The 15933-nt window shown below is 63.1% G+C and carries 11 protein-coding genes; all 11 read left to right on the top strand.

Features of this window, described 5'->3' with window-relative positions; all coding sequences use genetic code 11:
• Positions 1-20: 20 nt before the first annotated feature.
• The 11 genes from ACFOTD_RS21865 to melA all read left to right on the top strand — a co-directional run bounded on the left by ACFOTD_RS21865 (position 21) and on the right by melA (position 15922).
• Positions 21-1466: a CoA-acylating methylmalonate-semialdehyde dehydrogenase gene (locus ACFOTD_RS21865; RefSeq protein ID WP_378122051.1), complete on the top strand. Its 1446-nt coding sequence runs from the start codon at positions 21-23 to the stop codon at positions 1464-1466.
• A gap of 30 nt (positions 1467-1496) precedes the next feature.
• Positions 1497-2522, top strand: a complete 1026-nt coding sequence (iolG, locus tag ACFOTD_RS21870) for an inositol 2-dehydrogenase (RefSeq protein WP_378122052.1) — start codon at positions 1497-1499, stop codon at positions 2520-2522.
• Between the two features lie 5 nt (positions 2523-2527).
• Positions 2528-3337, top strand: coding sequence for a 5-deoxy-glucuronate isomerase (gene iolB / locus ACFOTD_RS21875; RefSeq protein WP_378122053.1), 810 nt, complete (start codon positions 2528-2530; stop codon positions 3335-3337).
• A 12-nt stretch (positions 3338-3349) separates the two neighbouring features.
• Positions 3350-5932, top strand: a complete 2583-nt coding sequence (locus ACFOTD_RS21880; RefSeq protein WP_378122054.1) for a glycosyl hydrolase family 95 catalytic domain-containing protein — start codon at positions 3350-3352, stop codon at positions 5930-5932.
• Positions 5929-7431: an HAD family hydrolase gene (locus tag ACFOTD_RS21885; RefSeq protein WP_378122055.1), complete on the top strand. Its 1503-nt coding sequence runs from the start codon at positions 5929-5931 to the stop codon at positions 7429-7431. The genes ACFOTD_RS21880 and ACFOTD_RS21885 overlap by 4 nt, the downstream gene beginning before the upstream one ends.
• A gap of 502 nt (positions 7432-7933) precedes the next feature.
• On the top strand, positions 7934-9697 hold the full coding sequence (locus ACFOTD_RS21890; RefSeq protein WP_378122056.1) for a sensor histidine kinase: 1764 nt from the start codon (positions 7934-7936) through the stop codon (positions 9695-9697).
• Positions 9672-10772, top strand: a complete 1101-nt coding sequence (locus ACFOTD_RS21895) for a response regulator transcription factor (RefSeq protein ID WP_378122057.1) — start codon at positions 9672-9674, stop codon at positions 10770-10772. The genes ACFOTD_RS21890 and ACFOTD_RS21895 overlap by 26 nt, the downstream gene beginning before the upstream one ends.
• Positions 10773-10992: 220 nt before the next feature.
• Entirely contained in the window at positions 10993-12675 is a 1683-nt protein-coding gene (locus tag ACFOTD_RS21900; RefSeq protein WP_378122058.1) for an extracellular solute-binding protein, read from the top strand.
• A gap of 82 nt (positions 12676-12757) precedes the next feature.
• Positions 12758-13615: an ABC transporter permease gene (locus ACFOTD_RS21905; RefSeq protein WP_378122090.1), complete on the top strand. Its 858-nt coding sequence runs from the start codon at positions 12758-12760 to the stop codon at positions 13613-13615.
• Positions 13616-13634: 19 nt separating this feature from the next.
• Positions 13635-14513, top strand: coding sequence for a carbohydrate ABC transporter permease (locus ACFOTD_RS21910; RefSeq protein ID WP_378122059.1), 879 nt, complete (start codon positions 13635-13637; stop codon positions 14511-14513).
• 110 nt (positions 14514-14623) lie between these two features.
• Positions 14624-15922 carry an alpha-glucosidase/alpha-galactosidase gene (gene melA, locus ACFOTD_RS21915; RefSeq protein ID WP_378122060.1) on the top strand — a complete coding sequence of 433 codons (1299 nt, stop codon included), beginning with the start codon at positions 14624-14626 and terminating at the stop codon, positions 15920-15922.
• Positions 15923-15933: the final 11 nt, after the last annotated feature.

Here is a 15933-nt window from a genome sequence, read left to right on the forward strand (position 1 = left end):
ATGGAAGAGAGGAATCACGCATGGCACATACATTAAAAAACTGGATCGCGGGCGAATGGATCGAGGCATTGGGGGAAGGAACGGAAGCGGTCGTCAATCCGGCGAACGGAGAGGTGCTGGCGCACGTTCCGCTGTCCTCGCGCGAGGACGTGGACCGCGCCGTCGCCGCGGCGGAGGCCGCCTTCAAGGAATGGAGCCGGACGCCCGTGCCGAAGCGCGCGCGCATCCTTTTCAGATACCAGCAGCTATTGGTCGAGCATTGGGAGGAGCTTGCCCGGCTCGTGACGCTCGAGAACGGCAAGAGCTATGCGGAAGCGAACGGCGAAGTGCTGCGCGGCATCGAATGCGTCGAATTCGCCGCAGGCGCGCCTTCGCTCATGATGGGCAAGCAGCTGCCGGACATCGCGACAAATCTCGAATCCGGCATGTACCGGTACCCGATCGGCGTCGTCGGTGGCATCACGCCGTTCAACTTCCCGATGATGGTGCCCTGCTGGATGTTCCCGCTGGCGATCGCTTGCGGCAACGCCTTCGTGCTCAAGCCGTCGGAGCGCACGCCGCTTCTCGCGAACCGGCTCGCCGAGCTGTTCCACGAGGCCGGCCTGCCGTCTGGCGTCCTGAACCTCGTGCACGGCGCGCGCGACGTGGTGAACGGCATTTTGGCGCATCCCGGCATTCGCGCGATCTCCTTCGTCGGCTCGCAGCCGGTCGCCGAGTACGTATACAAGACCGGCGCCGCGCATGGCAAGCGGGTACAGGCGCTGGCGGGCGCCAAGAACCATTCGATCGTTCTGCCCGACGCCGATCTGGACCTTGCGGTCAAGGAGATCGTGAGCGCGGCCTTCGGCTCGGCCGGCGAGCGCTGCATGGCGTGCGCGGTCGTCGTCGCGGTCGGCGGCATCGGCGACGAGCTTGTACGGCGCCTGCGCGAGGCGGCCGATCGTCTGACGATCGGCGACGGCTCGCAGCCTGGCGTGTTCCTCGGGCCGGTCATCCGCAATTCGCACAAGGCGCGCACGGTCGGCTACATCGAGGCCGGCGAGCGCGAGGGCGCGGAGCTGGTGCGCGACGGACGCCTCGACGAGGCGGCACAGGGCGAGGGTTACTTCGTCGGCCCGACCATATTCGATAGGGTAGGTACGGACATGGCGATCTGGCGGGACGAGATTTTCGCGCCGGTGCTGTCCGTCGTGCGGGCCGAGACGCTCGAGGCGGCGATCGACATTGCCAACGCGTCGGAGCTTGCGAACGGCGCGTGTCTGTTCACGTCGAGCGGTTCGAGCGTGCGGCAGTTCCGCGAGACGATCGATGCGGGCATGCTCGGCGTCAATCTGGGCGTTCCGGCGCCGATGGCGTTTTTCCCCTTTTCCGGCTACAAGAAATCATTCTACGGCGATCTGCACGCCAACGGCGGCGACGGCGTCGAGTTCTATACGCGCAAGAAGATGGTTACGGCGCGCTGGTAATCCATATCTACTGACGAAAGGCGATGCGGCATGAGACAAATCAACATTGGCATCATCGGCATGGGCCGGATCGGCCGGATTCACGCGGACAATCTGCTGCGCGATCCGCAGGCGAGACTCGTCGCGATCAGCGATCCGTTCGCCGGCGACGAGCTGCGCGAATGGGCCGTGGCGCGGGGCATCGCGATCGCGGACAGCGACGCCGTACTGGACGATCCGGCGATCGACGCCGTTTTCATCTGCTCCTCCACCGACACGCACGTTCCGTTCATTAAGCGGGCGGCTGCGCGCGGCAAGCATATTTTTTGCGAAAAGCCCGTCAGCATGGATCTGTCCGCGACCGAAGAGGCGCTTAAGGCCGTTCGTCTCGCAGGCGTCCAGCTGCAAGTCGGCTTCAACCGCCGGTTCGACCACAACTTCAGGCGCGTCCGCGAGCATGTGCTGGAGGGATCGGTCGGCGAGCCGCACATGATCCGGATCACCTCGCGGGATCCTGCGCCGCCTCCTGCCGAATACATCAAAGTGTCCGGCGGCATCTACATGGATATGATGATCCACGACTTCGACATGGCGCGATACCTGTCGGGCCGCGAGGTCGAGGAGGTGTTCGCGCAGGGCGCCGTGCTGGTCGATCCGGTATTCGCGGCGCATGGCGACGTGGACACGGCGATCGTCACGCTGCGCTTCGCGGGGGGCGCGCTCGGCGTCATCGACTGCAGCCGGCGGGCGGCGTACGGCTACGACCAGCGCGCGGAAGTTTTCGGCTCGGGCGGCAGCGTCGCGACGGCCAACGACTATCCGAATACGGCAGTGGTAGCGACCGGAGCAGGCGTGCGGCGCGACAAGCCGCTCCATTTTTTCCTCGAACGCTACAATGGCGCCTATATCGACGAGACCCGGCAGTTTATCGAGTGCCTGCTGAACGGAACGCCGGTACCGGTGAGCGGAGAAGACGCCTGCAAGGCGGAGCGGATCGCGCTAGCCTCTAAGCTGTCGGCAAAGTATAAACGAATCGTGAAGCTGTCCGACCTGGACAGTCTGCGGGAAGGGATGTGAGCGGCATGTCCGAATTGATCGTGCGTCCCGCCGCGGTGCCGGACTCGGACGGACGCCTGCTGTCGGTGACGCCGGCCTCGGCAGGCTGGGACTACGTTGGCTTCGAGGCTTACAGATTGGAGCCGGGGGCGACGCTAAGCCGCGAGACGGAAGAGCGGGAGTATTGCCTGGTGCTGCTGTCGGGAAAAGCGAATATCGTTACGGCGGACGCGGCCTGGACGGACGTGGGAGGACGGATGGACGTGTTCGAAGGCACGCCGCCCTATTCGGCGTATGTGCCGGCAGGCAACCGCTTCGCCGTGGAGGCGTTGACGACGCTCGAGATGGCGGTCTGCGCCGCCCCAGGGCGGGAAGGCCGCGCCTCGCGACTGATCGCGCCGGCCGACGTCGGCGCGGAGGTGCGGGGAAGCGGCGCGACGCAGCGTTACATCCACAATATTTTGCCCGAATCCGAACCGGCCGACAGCCTGCTCGTCGTCGAAGTATTCACGCCGGCAGGCCACTGGTCCAGCTATCCGCCGCACAAGCACGACCGCGACGCGCTGCCGGACGAATCGCTGCTCGAGGAAACGTATTATTTCCGCGTCCAACCGGAGCAGGGCTTTGCCGTGCAGCGCGTCTACACGGACGACCGCTCGCTCGACGAGACGCTGGCCGTCGGGAACGGACAGACGGTGCTGGTGCCGAGAGGTTATCACCCGGTCTCCGCGCCGCCCGGCTACGAGGTGTACTATCTTAACGTGATGGCGGGGCCGGCGCGCGTATGGCGGTTCCGCAACGATCCGGATCATGCCTGGATCGCGAAGAAAAGCTGACGAGGTGCAGGGATGAAACTCTTATACGACAAGCCGGCAGCCGTATGGACGGAGGCGCTGCCGCTCGGCAACGGGCGGCTCGGCGCCATGCAGTTCGGGGGCGCGGAGCGCGAGCGGATCGGGCTCAATGAAGATACGCTGTGGTCCGGCTATCCCAGGGAAACGAACAATCCGGCGGCGCTGCAGGCGCTCCCGCGCGTACGCGAGCTTGTGCGCGAGGGCAAGTACGCGGAGGCCGATCTCGCTTGCAAGGAGATGATGGGGGCGTATACCCAGTCGTACCTGCCGCTGGGCGATCTCCATTTGCGAATGGGCCACGGGGATATCTGCAGCGCGTACCGGCGGTCGCTCGATCTTGGCGATGCGGTATCGCGGGTGGAATACAGCGTGGGCGGCATTCGCTACATGCGGGAGCTGTTCGCGTCGCACCCGGATCAGGCGCTCGTGCTGCGGTTGACCGCGAGCGTCCCCGGCGCGATCGATCTGCACGCGACGCTGGACAGTCCGCTGCGCCATGCGGTCGGTGCCGAGGACGGCCGCCTGGTCATGCGCGGCATCGCGCCGGAGCATGTCGATCCGTCCTACTACGAGACGGACCGGCCGATCGTCTACGCCGCCGACGGCGCTGAAGCGAAGGCAATGCGGTTCGCCTGCTGTCTGCAGGCGATCGCCTGCGGAGGCTCGGTCGGCGCGGAGGCGGACGGCCTTCGCGTTCGCGGCGCGACCGCGGTGACGCTGATCGTCGCCGCGGCCACCGGCTTCGCGGGCCCGACGCGCGTGCCGGGCATCGACGGCCGCGATGCGGGCGCGATCGCGCTTGCGATCGCCGGGCACGCGGCGGCGCAGCCTTACGACAGGCTGAAGGCTGCGCATGTCGCGGATTACCGTGCGCTGTACGATCGGGTGAAGCTCGATCTGGGCGATCGGGGCAGGAACGTTGGTGCCGACGTAGATACGGGCGAAGGTGCCGGAGCTGAAACGAACGCGCCTGCGGACATGCCAAAGAAAATGCCAACGGATATGCCGACGGACATGCCAACGGACATGCCAACGGTCATGCCAACGGACATGCCAACGGACATGCCAACGGACATGCCAACGGACATGCCAACGGACGAATGGCTCGCTTCCTGCGGCGCCGACGATCCCGGCTTCGCCACGCTGCTGTTCCAGTACGGCCGGTACCTGCTGATCGCGAGCTCGCGTCCCGGCACGCAGCCCGCCAACCTGCAGGGCATCTGGAACGCGTCGACCCGCCCGCCCTGGAGCAGCAACTGGACGCTGAATATCAACGCCCAGATGAATTATTGGCCGGCGGAAACGGCGAATCTCGCCGAATGCCACGAGCCGCTGCTCGACTTCATCGGCACGCTGTCCCGCAGCGGCCGGAAGACCGCGCGGCTGCATTATGGCGCGCGCGGCTGGGTCGCCCATCACAACGCGGATATATGGGGCCACGCGGCGCCGGTCGGCGACTTCGGCCACGGCGACGCGAGCTGGACGATGTGGCCGATGGGCGGCGTATGGCTCGCCCAGCACCTGTGGGAGCGCTATGCATTCGGACGGGACGAGAAGTATCTGCGGGATACCGCCTACCCGGCCATGCGGGATGCGGCGCAGTTCGTCCTCGACTTCCTGACCGAAGACGCGCAGGGCTACCTCGTCACCAATCCGTCCACCTCGCCGGAAAATCGTTTTCTGACGCCGGACGGTCCCGCCAGCGTCTCGATGGCTTCTACGATGGACCTGTCCCTGATCTGGGACTTGTTCACCAATTGCATCGAGGCAGCGCAAGCGCTTGGCAGCGACGAAGACTTTGCCGCCGAGCTCGCGGAGGCGAGGGAACGTCTCTACCCGCTGCGGATCGGTGCGGACGGACGGCTTCGGGAGTGGTGCTGCGAATTCGAGGAGGAGGACCCGCATCACCGGCATACGTCCCATCTGTTCGGCGTCCATCCGGGAAGGCAGCTCACCGCGAGAGACACGCCGGAGCTGTTCGCAGCAGCACGCAAGTCGCTGGAGGCGCGCGGCGACGAGGGCACAGGCTGGAGTCTCGGGTGGAAAATCGCGTTCTGGGCCCGCTTCGGCGACGGAGACCGCGCGCTGCGGCTGCTCAAGCAGCTCACGCGGCTGGTGCGCGAGGATGAACGCGGCCCCGGGCACGGCGGACTTTATCCGAATCTGTTCGACGCGCATCCGCCCTTCCAGATCGACGGCAACTTCGCGGCCACGGCCGGCATCGCGGAGATGCTGATGCAGTCGCATCAGCCGTTCGTCGAGCTGCTGCCCGCATTGCCGGATGCCTGGCGCGAAGGCGTCGTCCGCGGCCTGCGTGCGCGGGGCGGCTTCGAGGTCGACGTACGATGGGCGGACGGAAGGCTGCTCGAAGCGACGATCGCGTCGCTGCGCGGTCTGCCTTGCGCCGTGACGGTATCCGGCGGCGCGCCGCTATCGGTGACCTCGGACGACGGAATGAGAATAGAGGCTCATTCGTCCGCGGACGGAATCGTCCGTTTTGACACGCAAAAAGGTCGCAAGTACACGATCAGACCTTCTGCGGAATCCCTTTGTACAGAAGGAGGGGCATCAGTATGAGCGGAGCTAGCGGACGGAGACGACTAATTCTTTTTCTGGACAGCGGCGATACGATTGTCGACGAATCGACGGAGGTGCGGGACGAGGACGGCATCGTCGTCAGCGCCGGGCTGATCCCCGGCGCCGACGTCATGGTAAGGACGCTGCACGAAAGGGGCTTCGCGCTGGCGCTCGTCGCTGACGGCGATGCCCAGTCGTTCAAGAACGTTTACCGGCAGCACGGGCTGTACGATTATTTCGACGCGATGATCTACTCGGAGAACATCAAGGCGGTCAAGCCGAGCGCGCGCATGTTCAAGGCCGCGCTCGGCGCGCTCGAGCTTGGCGAGGACGACTGCAGCCGCGTCGCGATGATCGGCAACAACTTGAGCCGGGACGTCAAAGGCGCCAACGCGCTTGGCATCGCGAGCGTCCATATCGGATGGACGCCGCGCTATCCGCGCGATCCGGCCGATGAGAGCGAGCGGCCGGACTACACGATCGGCGAGCCGCTGGAGCTGGTCGAGCTGGCGGAAAAGCTGGAAGCGCGCCTCGCCGCAGGGCTCGGCATCCGCCCGGATACGCTTTTGTCCGAGACGAAGCGCATCCCGTACGAGCGGCCGCTTGGGCAAGACGGCAGATCGACCGATGGAGACCCGACCGATGGCGCTTCAACCGACGACTCACAATTCTACGGCACCTCGATTGACGACAGCTTGACCGACGGCTTCCCGTCCTACGGCAATACGACCGATGGCTTCCCGTCTTACGGCAGCCAGACCGACGGCAGCCAGACCGACGGCAGCCAGACCGACGGCAGCCAGACCGACGGCACCTCGACCGACGGCAATCCTGCGGACCTGCCCTGGCAAACGCTTGCCGCACGCTACGCGCCGATCCTGCTGCTGGACGAGCGGGAGCCGTTCCGCCCGATCCGTGCGGGCATCGCCGTGTACCGCGAAGACGGACCCTCGCCCTCTTTTAACCGGCAGATCCTGCTGGACCCGCAACGGCATGCGTGCGTCATCGAGTATGCGATTTATTGGGATTACGACATTCAGCATCTGTACGATCTGGAGCATGTCTGGATTTACGTCGGCCTTGAGGGGGAGGTCGTCTCCTGCGAGGCCAGCTTCCACGGCAGACGGCTGCTCGGGCTGAACCGGGAACGCACGAATCTGATCGGCCGTCGCGTACGTCTGTACGTGCAGCCGGGCAAGCACGCGATGTCGCCGCTCGAGGACGCGCTGCATCTGCTCCCGGATCTGACGTCCTGCTGCATGGAGAACGCAGGGACGGGCGGACTGCTGGAGCCCGCGATATTCGCCGGCGAGTTCCGGACGGGGGCGCCTGCCGATGTCGATGTCCTCGCTGAGCGGCATTTGCGGGATTTCGGCTTCGTCCCGAGCTTCGACTATGCGCCTTGGTCCTGGCCGGCGGACGCGTTCGTCCGCTGGGAGGCGCTGCGCGAGGAGATTCCCGTCCGCATGCGGAGCCTGATCTCGCAAATCGCAGAGTGAACCGGGTGTCATTGTTCTTTATCCCTTTCCGACCGAATGGCGGGTTAAATACCTGCGTTTATACATGTATTTTCCGCCGTCGCGCGACACTTGACGAAATACCTGCAAATATGCAGGTAAATGCAAAGCGCAAACCCGAAATCGGGCTGATGAGTGGAAATAAATGCGTTTTTGCATCTATCCTGTCCCAAAGAGGCGACATCGGCAAAAAAAGATGTATATTTGCAGGTATTGCGGCGGAGGAACGACGCGGGCGACGATACGCAGGTCGATTGGAGCGGCTGTCGGATGAGCCCGAGATAGGCGTTCCGCGCAACTCCATTTTCGGAAAACGCCAAACTTAATAGGACCGTCAGGGCGATCTTCCCCTGGCGGTTTTTCTCATGCCCGCCAGATTCAAACCTTACTCCCCCCTGTCTCGGAAAATCGTCCGACTATGCCCGCACAAGGCTGCGTTATAATAAAGGGATTACGAGATTTAGCCATTGAAGGAGCGCGCAACATGATGAACCCGCTTCGCCGCTTCTTTCCGCTGCGCTCCCTGAGATCGCGCCTGGCGTTGTTCCTGACGATCGCGACCGTCGTCCCGGTCCTGTGGCTCGGGTATATTTCCTATCGCTGGATCTACATCGTGCAGACGGAGAAAATCCAGCGCGATTGGATGGACAAGGCCTACCGCGAGCGGGACGAGCTGGAGCGCAAGCTGGACGAGCTTGGCCGGGTCTCGCAGCTGCTCGACGTCGAAGGCGGCATCGGGCGCGAGGTCGTAAGGTTTATCGGCAGCGCCGACCCGTACGAGCGCTCTATGCTGTACCGCGATATTAACGACTCGATCGCCAACGTTAACTTTTCCAACCCGAATCTCGGCCTTATGTTTTTCTACGACCCGGATCTGGCGGAGCCGGTGCTGTTCCCGAACCGGAAGGGCGGCGCCGCCTTGGATCTGCGGTCGCTCACGCCGTTCTATCGGCAGAAGCTGTTCACCTATTACGGCCCCTATCCGTCCTTCAGCCCCGAATCGGAAGCGGAGGGGCCGGTTTTCTCCCTGCTTCGCAAGCTGACGTACGGCCAGGGGAAGTCGCTGTACGCCTATGTAGAGACGAAGACGACAGGACTAGAGTCTCTGTTCGACGCGGGGGCCGCGGGCCGGAGCGATTATCCCGTCTACCATGTGTTGACCGCTCCGGACGGGAACGTGGCGTACAGCAACCTGAAGGAAGCGGCGCAGGCGGGCGAACCGTACGCCGTGTCGTCCCGGCAGTACAAGACTTTCCGGGCGGACAGCGGGCACGGCTGGACGATCTATCAACTCATCCCCGTATCGGCGTACGACCGGGAGATGAACAAGTGGCTCCTGCAGTTCGTGCTGCTCGCATCGCTGTCGATCTTGTTCGGCATCGCGCTCGCATGGGTCATCTGGCGGATGGTATACCGTCCGATCCGCATCATGAACCGCGAGATCACTCGCTTCCGCTACAATCAGTCGCCGACGGGCGTGTCCGCGACCGGTCTGCTGGAATTCAACCAGATGCTGGCCAACTTCCAATCGATGAGCCGCCGCATCGCCGAGCTGATCGCCGACGTCGAGGACAAGGAGAAGCGCCGGGGGGAGCTGGAGGTGGAGAAGATTCTCGTCCAGATCAATCCCCATTTCCTGCACAATACGCTGAATACGATCCAGTGGCTCGCGCGCATGCAGGGACAGGCGAATATCGCGAAGCTGGTCTCGATTTTTACGCGGGTGCTGCACTACAATCTCGGGAAGAAGACGATCATCGTCACCGTGCGCGAGGAAGCCGAAGCGGTGCGGGACTATATCGAGCTCCAGAACATCCGCTACGACCATTCGTTTAACGTATCCCTCGACATCGGCCCGGATTGCCTTGACGTGCCGATCCCGCGTTTCCTGCTGCAGCCGCTTGTCGAGAACGCGCTGTATCACGGCTTCGACGAGGACGAGAGCGGCGAGATCGCCGTGACGATTCGCCGGGAGGCCCGGCACCTGCTGGTAGAAGTCGTCGATAACGGCAAGGGGATACCGAGGGAACGGCTCGAGGAGCTGCTCGAGACGGACGACGACAAGCTTAGGCGTTCGGGACTCGGGATCGGGCTTCGTTATGTGCGGAAAATGCTGGCGGTCTATTATGGATCGGCTGCGGAGCTCTATATAGAGAGCGAGCCGGGCGGGGGAACGCGGATCGTTATTCGGCTGCCGGACGCGGTGAGAGGAGCGGAAGGACTTGATTCAAGCGTTGATCGTAGATGACGAGAGCTTGGTGCGCAAGGGGATGCGGCTCTTTTTTCCATGGGAAAAGTACGGCGTCCAGATCGCGGGGGAAGCTGCAAACGGCGAGAAGGCGCTGGCGTTTATCCGGCGGCAGCCGGTGCAGCTGCTGCTGACCGATATTACGATGCCGGGCATGTCGGGAATGGAGCTGATCAAGCGGGCGAAGGAACTGGCGCCGGCAATCAGCGTCGTCATTCTGACCTGTCATCAGGACTTCGACTTCATTCAGGAGGCGCTGCGTCTGGGGGCCGTCGACTATATCGTCAAAACGCAGCTGGAGGAGCTCGACCTGGACGAGACGATGACGCGCATGCTGCGTGCCGTACGCCCGGACGTGTCGACCGCGGAGACGGCCGGCGGGAGAGAAGCGGCGGCGGGTCCAATCTCGTCCGCCGCCCCGTCCGCCGCCCCGTCCGCCGCATCGAACGGGGCGCAGATCCGGGGGATTGCCGAGCTGGCGGCAGGCGCGCTGTGGACGTTGGACGACGGGCGGTTCGCGGCGCTGCAGGAGAAGGTACGCGGCGCAAGCTCGCGCGAGGCGGCCGAATTGCACGGAGCGCTGGTCTCCGCATTCGCCCGCTGGCGGGAATGCTTGCCCATGTACGATTGGGAGCGTGAAGCGGCGCAGCGTATTCCGGCAGAGCCGCAGGATGCCGCGGCTTGGCTGCTAGGCCTGCGAGGGCGGCTGCAGCTGTGGCTCAGACGTTCGCATTACTCGGAGGACGTGCTGCTCGCGATCGTGAAGGCGGCCGATCTCATCGCGGAGCGGCGAAGCGGCGGCGTGAAGCAGAGCGAGATCAGTCAGGCGGTCAACTTGAGCAAGAGCTACTTCAGCACGAGCTTCCGCGACATCATGCGCTTGACGTTTACGCAATACGTGCAATACGTCAGCGTCTATGCCGCGAGGGACATGCTGCTGCTGACCAACCATCCGGTCTATCTGATCGCGGAGCGGTGCGGCTTCGCGGATCAGCGGTACTTCAGCAAAATGTTCAAGGAGCTGACCGGCCTGCTGCCGAGCGAATACAGGCAGCGCCATACGGGACGGGTCTGATGATGCGCATCGGGCCCGTCTTCGCCGTTGATTCGCGGCTGCTTGGGGGAGCGAAGAGGGCGATTCCGATCCTCGAACGGTGCGGCTCCGGTCTTGCGGCGCGAATCGCCGGACGATCGTCGTACCGGCCGCGAATGGCCGTCGCTCTCGGCATGGCCTGGCGCAAGCTTATAATGACGAGGAGCCGGAAGGACACCATTACGGAGGGGTTGTTCACGATATGGAGAGAAACAAGGCCATCGCATTATGCTTGACGTCCGCTTTGCTGATGCTGCAGCTGTCGGCATGCAGCGGAGGGAGCGAGGAGAGCCGGCCGTCCGGCGAAGGTAGCCCGACGGCGGGGTCCTCCGCACCGGCATCGGCATCGGCATCGAATGCCGCGTCCGGTCCGCTGGACGCGTACGATCCGCCGATCGAAGTGACCGCCGTCCGTCCGATCGCGGAAGGGATGAAGTTTAACGAAGGCGATGCGATCGACAATAATGTATGGTCGCGGGCTTACGAGAGCCAGCTTGGCGTTAAGGTCAAATACCTTTGGACGACGCCCGCTGCGCAGTACGACCAGAAGCTGAACATCGCGATCGCTTCGGACGAGCTGCCGGACATCGCCTCCGTCAGCGCCGCCCAGCTGAAGCGGCTGGTCGAGGACGGTCAGGTCGAGGACTTGTCCGCTCGCTACGACGGGTACGCCTCGGAGCAGACCAAGCGGATTCTCGCGGAGGACGGCGGCAATGCGCTCAAGTCGGCGACATTCGACGGCAAGCTGTACGCGTTGCCCAAGATGAGCTCCGGACAGGGACAGTCCCATGTGCTGTGGGTGCGCAAGGATTGGCTCGACAAGCTGGGCCTGCCTGAGCCGAAGACAATGGACGACCTGGTCAAGACGGCGGAAGCCTTCGTCAAGCAGGATCCCGACGGCAACGGCAAGCCGGATACGTACGGGCTCGGGCTGAACAAGGATCTCTTCGGCTTCTACGCCGCTTTGGAAGGTTTTTTTAACGGCTACCATGCCTATCCGAACATCTGGCTGAAGGACGCCTCCGGCAAGCTTATCTACGGCAGCGTGCAGCCGGAAGTGAAGACGGCGCTGGCGAAGCTGCAGGAGATGTACAAATCCGGCCTGATCGACAGAGAGTACGGCACCAAGGACGCTTCCAAGGTCAGCGAAGCGGCGAGCGCCGGCAAGCTTGGACTTTTTTACGGCTACTTCTGGAACGTGGGCTGGCAGCAGGATGCCAAAAACGCGAACCCCGGCATGGAGTGGAAAGCGCTGTCGCTTCCTTCGGCGGACGGCCAGCCGGCCAAAGCGCAGGTGCCGTTCGCGATCGGCACGTATTACGTCGTAAAAAAAGGAGCCGCCCATCCCGAAGCGGCCGTCAAGCTGCTGAACCTCGATCTGGAGAAGCTGTGGGGCGCCACCGCCGAGCCGGACGTTTACAACATCGACAAGAACGGCGTTGCCGTTTTCGACTATGCGCTGTTGTACGGCGAAGCGCCGCGCAAAAACCTGGACGCGCACGAGCATGTCGTCAAGGCGCTGGAATCCGGCGATCCATCGGGGCTTAACGCGGAGGAGAAGGGCTATTACGACAACATCGCGGCGTATAAAGGCGGAGATTCGAAGGGCTGGGGAACCGAGCGCATGTACGGCCCGGAAGGCTCGCTCGGGGTCCTCGACGGCTACGCCAAAGCCGGCTTGTTCCAGGACGACGCTTATTACGGCGCGCCCACGCAGGGCATGACCGACAACAACGCGACGCTGCAGAAGCTGCAGCTCGAGACGTTCACGCGGATCGTCATGGGCGGCTCGGCGGCGGACTTCGACAAGTTCGTCTCGCAGTGGGACAATCTGGGCGGCAAGACGATCACGGACGAAGTAAACGCCTGGCAGTCGTCGCAATAATGAGGCATGCGTTAACGTCGAAGGCGGAGGAGGCGGTCGGATCGTGAGACGCAGAAGCTTGCGGGAGCTGCCCCTGCACCTGATGCTATTGCCTGGATTCGCGCTCGTGTTTGTTTACAGCTACATTCCGATGGCGGGCATTCTGATGGCCTTCGAGCGGCTCGTGCCGTCCAAGGGGATGTTCCGGTCCCCTTGGGTCGGCTGGAAAAACTTCGAATACATGCTGCACCTGCCGGGCACGATGCAGGTTCTCTGGAACACGCTGTTCATCGCCGTCATGAAGATGGGGGCGGGCATCGTCGTCCCGGTCCTGTTCGCGCTGCTGCTGAACGAGGCGCGCAGCCGGCTTTTCAAGCGGAGCATTCAGACGATCATCTATTTTCCGCACTTCTTGTCCTGGATCATCCTGAGCGGCATTCTGGTCGACATTCTGTCGCCCTCCACGGGAATCGTGAACGGGGCGCTCGGCCTGCTGGGCATTTCCCCGGTCTACTTCCTCGGCGACCCGCACTGGTTCCCGTTCGCGACGGTCGTCTCCGATACGTGGAAGGAATTCGGCTACGGCACGATCGTCTATCTGGCCGCATTGACGGGGATCAGCCCGTCCTTGTACGAAGCGGCGGCGATGGACGGCGCGGGCCGCCTGCGGCAGACCTTCAGCGTGACGCTGCCCGGCTTGCTGCCGATGATCGTGCTGATGTCGGTGCTGAGCCTCGGGAACGTGCTGAACGCGGGGTTCGACCAGATCTATAACCTTTACAGTCCGCAGGTGTACCGGACCGGCGATATTATAGACACCCTTGTGTACCGCATCGGCGTGGAGAACGCCAATTACGGCGTCGCGACGGCGGTCGGCCTGTTCAAGTCGGTCGTATCGTTCATCATGATCGGAATCTCGTATATGCTGGCGTACCGGCTGACGAACTATCGGATTTTCTAGAGAATCGGGGTGCGGAAGGATGCAAGCTTCGTTAGGCAGGCGGGCCTTCCATGTATGCAACTACTTGTTTTTGACTGCGGCCGCGGCCGCATGTCTGCTGCCGATGCTGAACGTGCTGGCGGTCTCCTTCAGTTCAAGCTCGGCCGTCTCGGCGGGAGCGGTCAAGCTGTGGCCCGTCGGCTTCACGCTCAAGTCGTACGCGTTCGTCGTGGGCAAGCCCGAATTCGGCAAGGCGTTCCTTGTGTCGCTGGCCCGCGTGGCCGCCGGCGTCCCGCTCAACATGCTGCTGACGATTCTGGTCGCCTATCCGCTGTCCAAGGACCGGAAGCAATTCCGCTTCCGCAACTTCTATGCCTGGTACTTCGTGCTGACGATGCTGTTCAGCGGCGGACTGATTCCCTGGTATATGACGATCAAGATGACCGGGATCATCGATTCGTTCTGGGCGCTCATTCTGCCCGGGGCCGTGCCGATCTTTAACGTGATCCTGCTGCTCAACTTCTTCAAGTCGCTGCCGGAGGAGATCGAGGAGGCGGCCGAGATGGACGGCGCGGGCAGATGGCAGGCGCTCTGGCGCATCACCGTTCCGCTGTCGGCGCCCGCGGTCGCCACGCTGACGCTTTTTTGCATCGTCACGCACTGGAATTCTTGGTTCGAGGGGCTCATTCTGATGAACAGCCCGAGCCATTATCCGCTGCAGAGCTACCTGCAGACCGTCATCGTCGGCCGCGATCTGTCGCTGCTGACGTCGGCCGACATCGCCCGCTGGTCAGAGATAAACGACCGGACGTCGAAGGCGGCGCAGGTGTTCGTCGCGATGGTGCCCGTGCTGCTCGTCTATCCGTTCCTGCAGAAGTACTTCGCGGAAGGGATCGTCATGGGCAGCGTCAAGGGATGAGGGCGAAGGGATTACAGCTTAGAGATAACCGTGGAGGACAATGTGGCAAGAGAGACCCGAGGCGCATGATCGCATACGAGGGATAACCGCACAAAAGGGAGAAGAGAGGCATGTTAAAAATCGCATTCATCGGCGCAGGAAGCACCATCTTCGCCAAAAACGTGCTCGGCGACTGCATGATGACGCCGGCGCTGGCCGAAGCGCATATCGCGCTTCACGACATCGATCTCGCGCGGCTCAAAGAGTCCGAGACGATGCTGAACAATCTGAACCGCAACAACGGCAGCAAGGCGACGATCAAGGCGTATGCCGACCGGCGCGAAGCGCTGCGGGGCGCGACCTATGTCGTCAACGCGATCACGGCGGGCGCCTTCGAGCCGTTCATCCGGGGGGATCACGAGATTCCGCGCAAATACGGACTGAAGCAGACTTACGCGGATACGCTCGGCATCGGCGGCCTGTTCAGGGCGCTGCGCACGATCGGTCCGATGCTGGATTTTGCGCGCGACATGGAGGAATTGTGCCCGGACGCATGGTTCCTCAACTACACAAATCCGATGGCGATCCTGACCGGCGCGCTGCTGCGGGGAACCGGCATCAAGGCGGTCGGTCTGTGCCACAGCGTGCAGGTGTGCGCGAAGGAGCTGCTCGAGGGGCTCGGCATGAACGCCGAGGGCGTGCATTGGCGAATCGCGGGCATCAACCATCAGGCCTGGCTGCTGGATATTACCCGGGACGGCGAGGACCTGTATCCCGAGATCAAGCGGCGCGCCGCAGCCCGGCCGGGACCGCACGACGACATGGTCCGCTACGAGATCATGAATACGTTCGGCAGCTACGTGACCGAATCGAGCATGCACGGCGCCGAATACATGCCTTATTTTATCAAGAACGCTTACCCCGAGCTGCTCGAGCGCTACAATATACCGACAGAGAACTACAAGGGCTGGGGCAACAGCCGTCAGGAATATTGGGATCGCGTCATGAGGGAGCTCGTGAACGACGTCTCCATCGTCCATGTCCGCACGCACGAATACGCTTCTTATATTATGGAGGCGATGGAGACGAATACGCCGTTCAAGATCGCGGGCAACGTGCTGAACACGGGCGGCCTCATCTCCAACCTGCCGGAGGAAGCTTGCGTCGAAGTGCCGTGTCTCGTCGATGCCAACGGCGTCACGCCAACGCGGTTCGGGCCGCTGCCGCAGCAATTGGCGGCGCTCAACCGGACCAATATCAACATGCAGCTGCTCGCCGTCGAAGCCGCGCTGACCCGCAAGCGCGAATATATCTATCATGCCGCGCTGCTCGACCCGCACACGTCCGCGGAGCTGCCGATCGACAAGATCAAGGCGCTCGTCGACGAGATGCTCGAAGCAAACGGCGACATGCTGCCCGCATACCTGTAAATGGATCGATT

The organism is Cohnella sp. GCM10012308 (assembly GCF_042649185.1).
Lineage (GTDB): Bacteria > Bacillota > Bacilli > Paenibacillales > Paenibacillaceae > Cohnella.

Excerpts from the sequence above, each read along its gene's own strand:
- ACFOTD_RS21865 (WP_378122051.1), top strand. The coding sequence starts at position 21 with ATGGCACATACATTAAAAAACTGGATCGCGGGCGAATGGATCGAGGCA.
- iolG (WP_378122052.1), top strand. The coding sequence starts at position 1,497 with ATGAGACAAATCAACATTGGCATCATCGGCATGGGCCGGATCGGCCGG.
- iolB (WP_378122053.1), top strand. The coding sequence starts at position 2,528 with ATGTCCGAATTGATCGTGCGTCCCGCCGCGGTGCCGGACTCGGACGGA.
- ACFOTD_RS21880 (WP_378122054.1), top strand. The coding sequence starts at position 3,350 with ATGAAACTCTTATACGACAAGCCGGCAGCCGTATGGACGGAGGCGCTG.
- ACFOTD_RS21885 (WP_378122055.1), top strand. The coding sequence starts at position 5,929 with ATGAGCGGAGCTAGCGGACGGAGACGACTAATTCTTTTTCTGGACAGC.
- ACFOTD_RS21890 (WP_378122056.1), top strand. The coding sequence starts at position 7,934 with ATGATGAACCCGCTTCGCCGCTTCTTTCCGCTGCGCTCCCTGAGATCG.
- ACFOTD_RS21900 (WP_378122058.1), top strand. The coding sequence starts at position 10,993 with ATGGAGAGAAACAAGGCCATCGCATTATGCTTGACGTCCGCTTTGCTG.
- ACFOTD_RS21905 (WP_378122090.1), top strand. The coding sequence starts at position 12,758 with ATGCTATTGCCTGGATTCGCGCTCGTGTTTGTTTACAGCTACATTCCG.
- ACFOTD_RS21910 (WP_378122059.1), top strand. The coding sequence starts at position 13,635 with ATGCAAGCTTCGTTAGGCAGGCGGGCCTTCCATGTATGCAACTACTTG.
- melA (WP_378122060.1), top strand. The coding sequence starts at position 14,624 with ATGTTAAAAATCGCATTCATCGGCGCAGGAAGCACCATCTTCGCCAAA.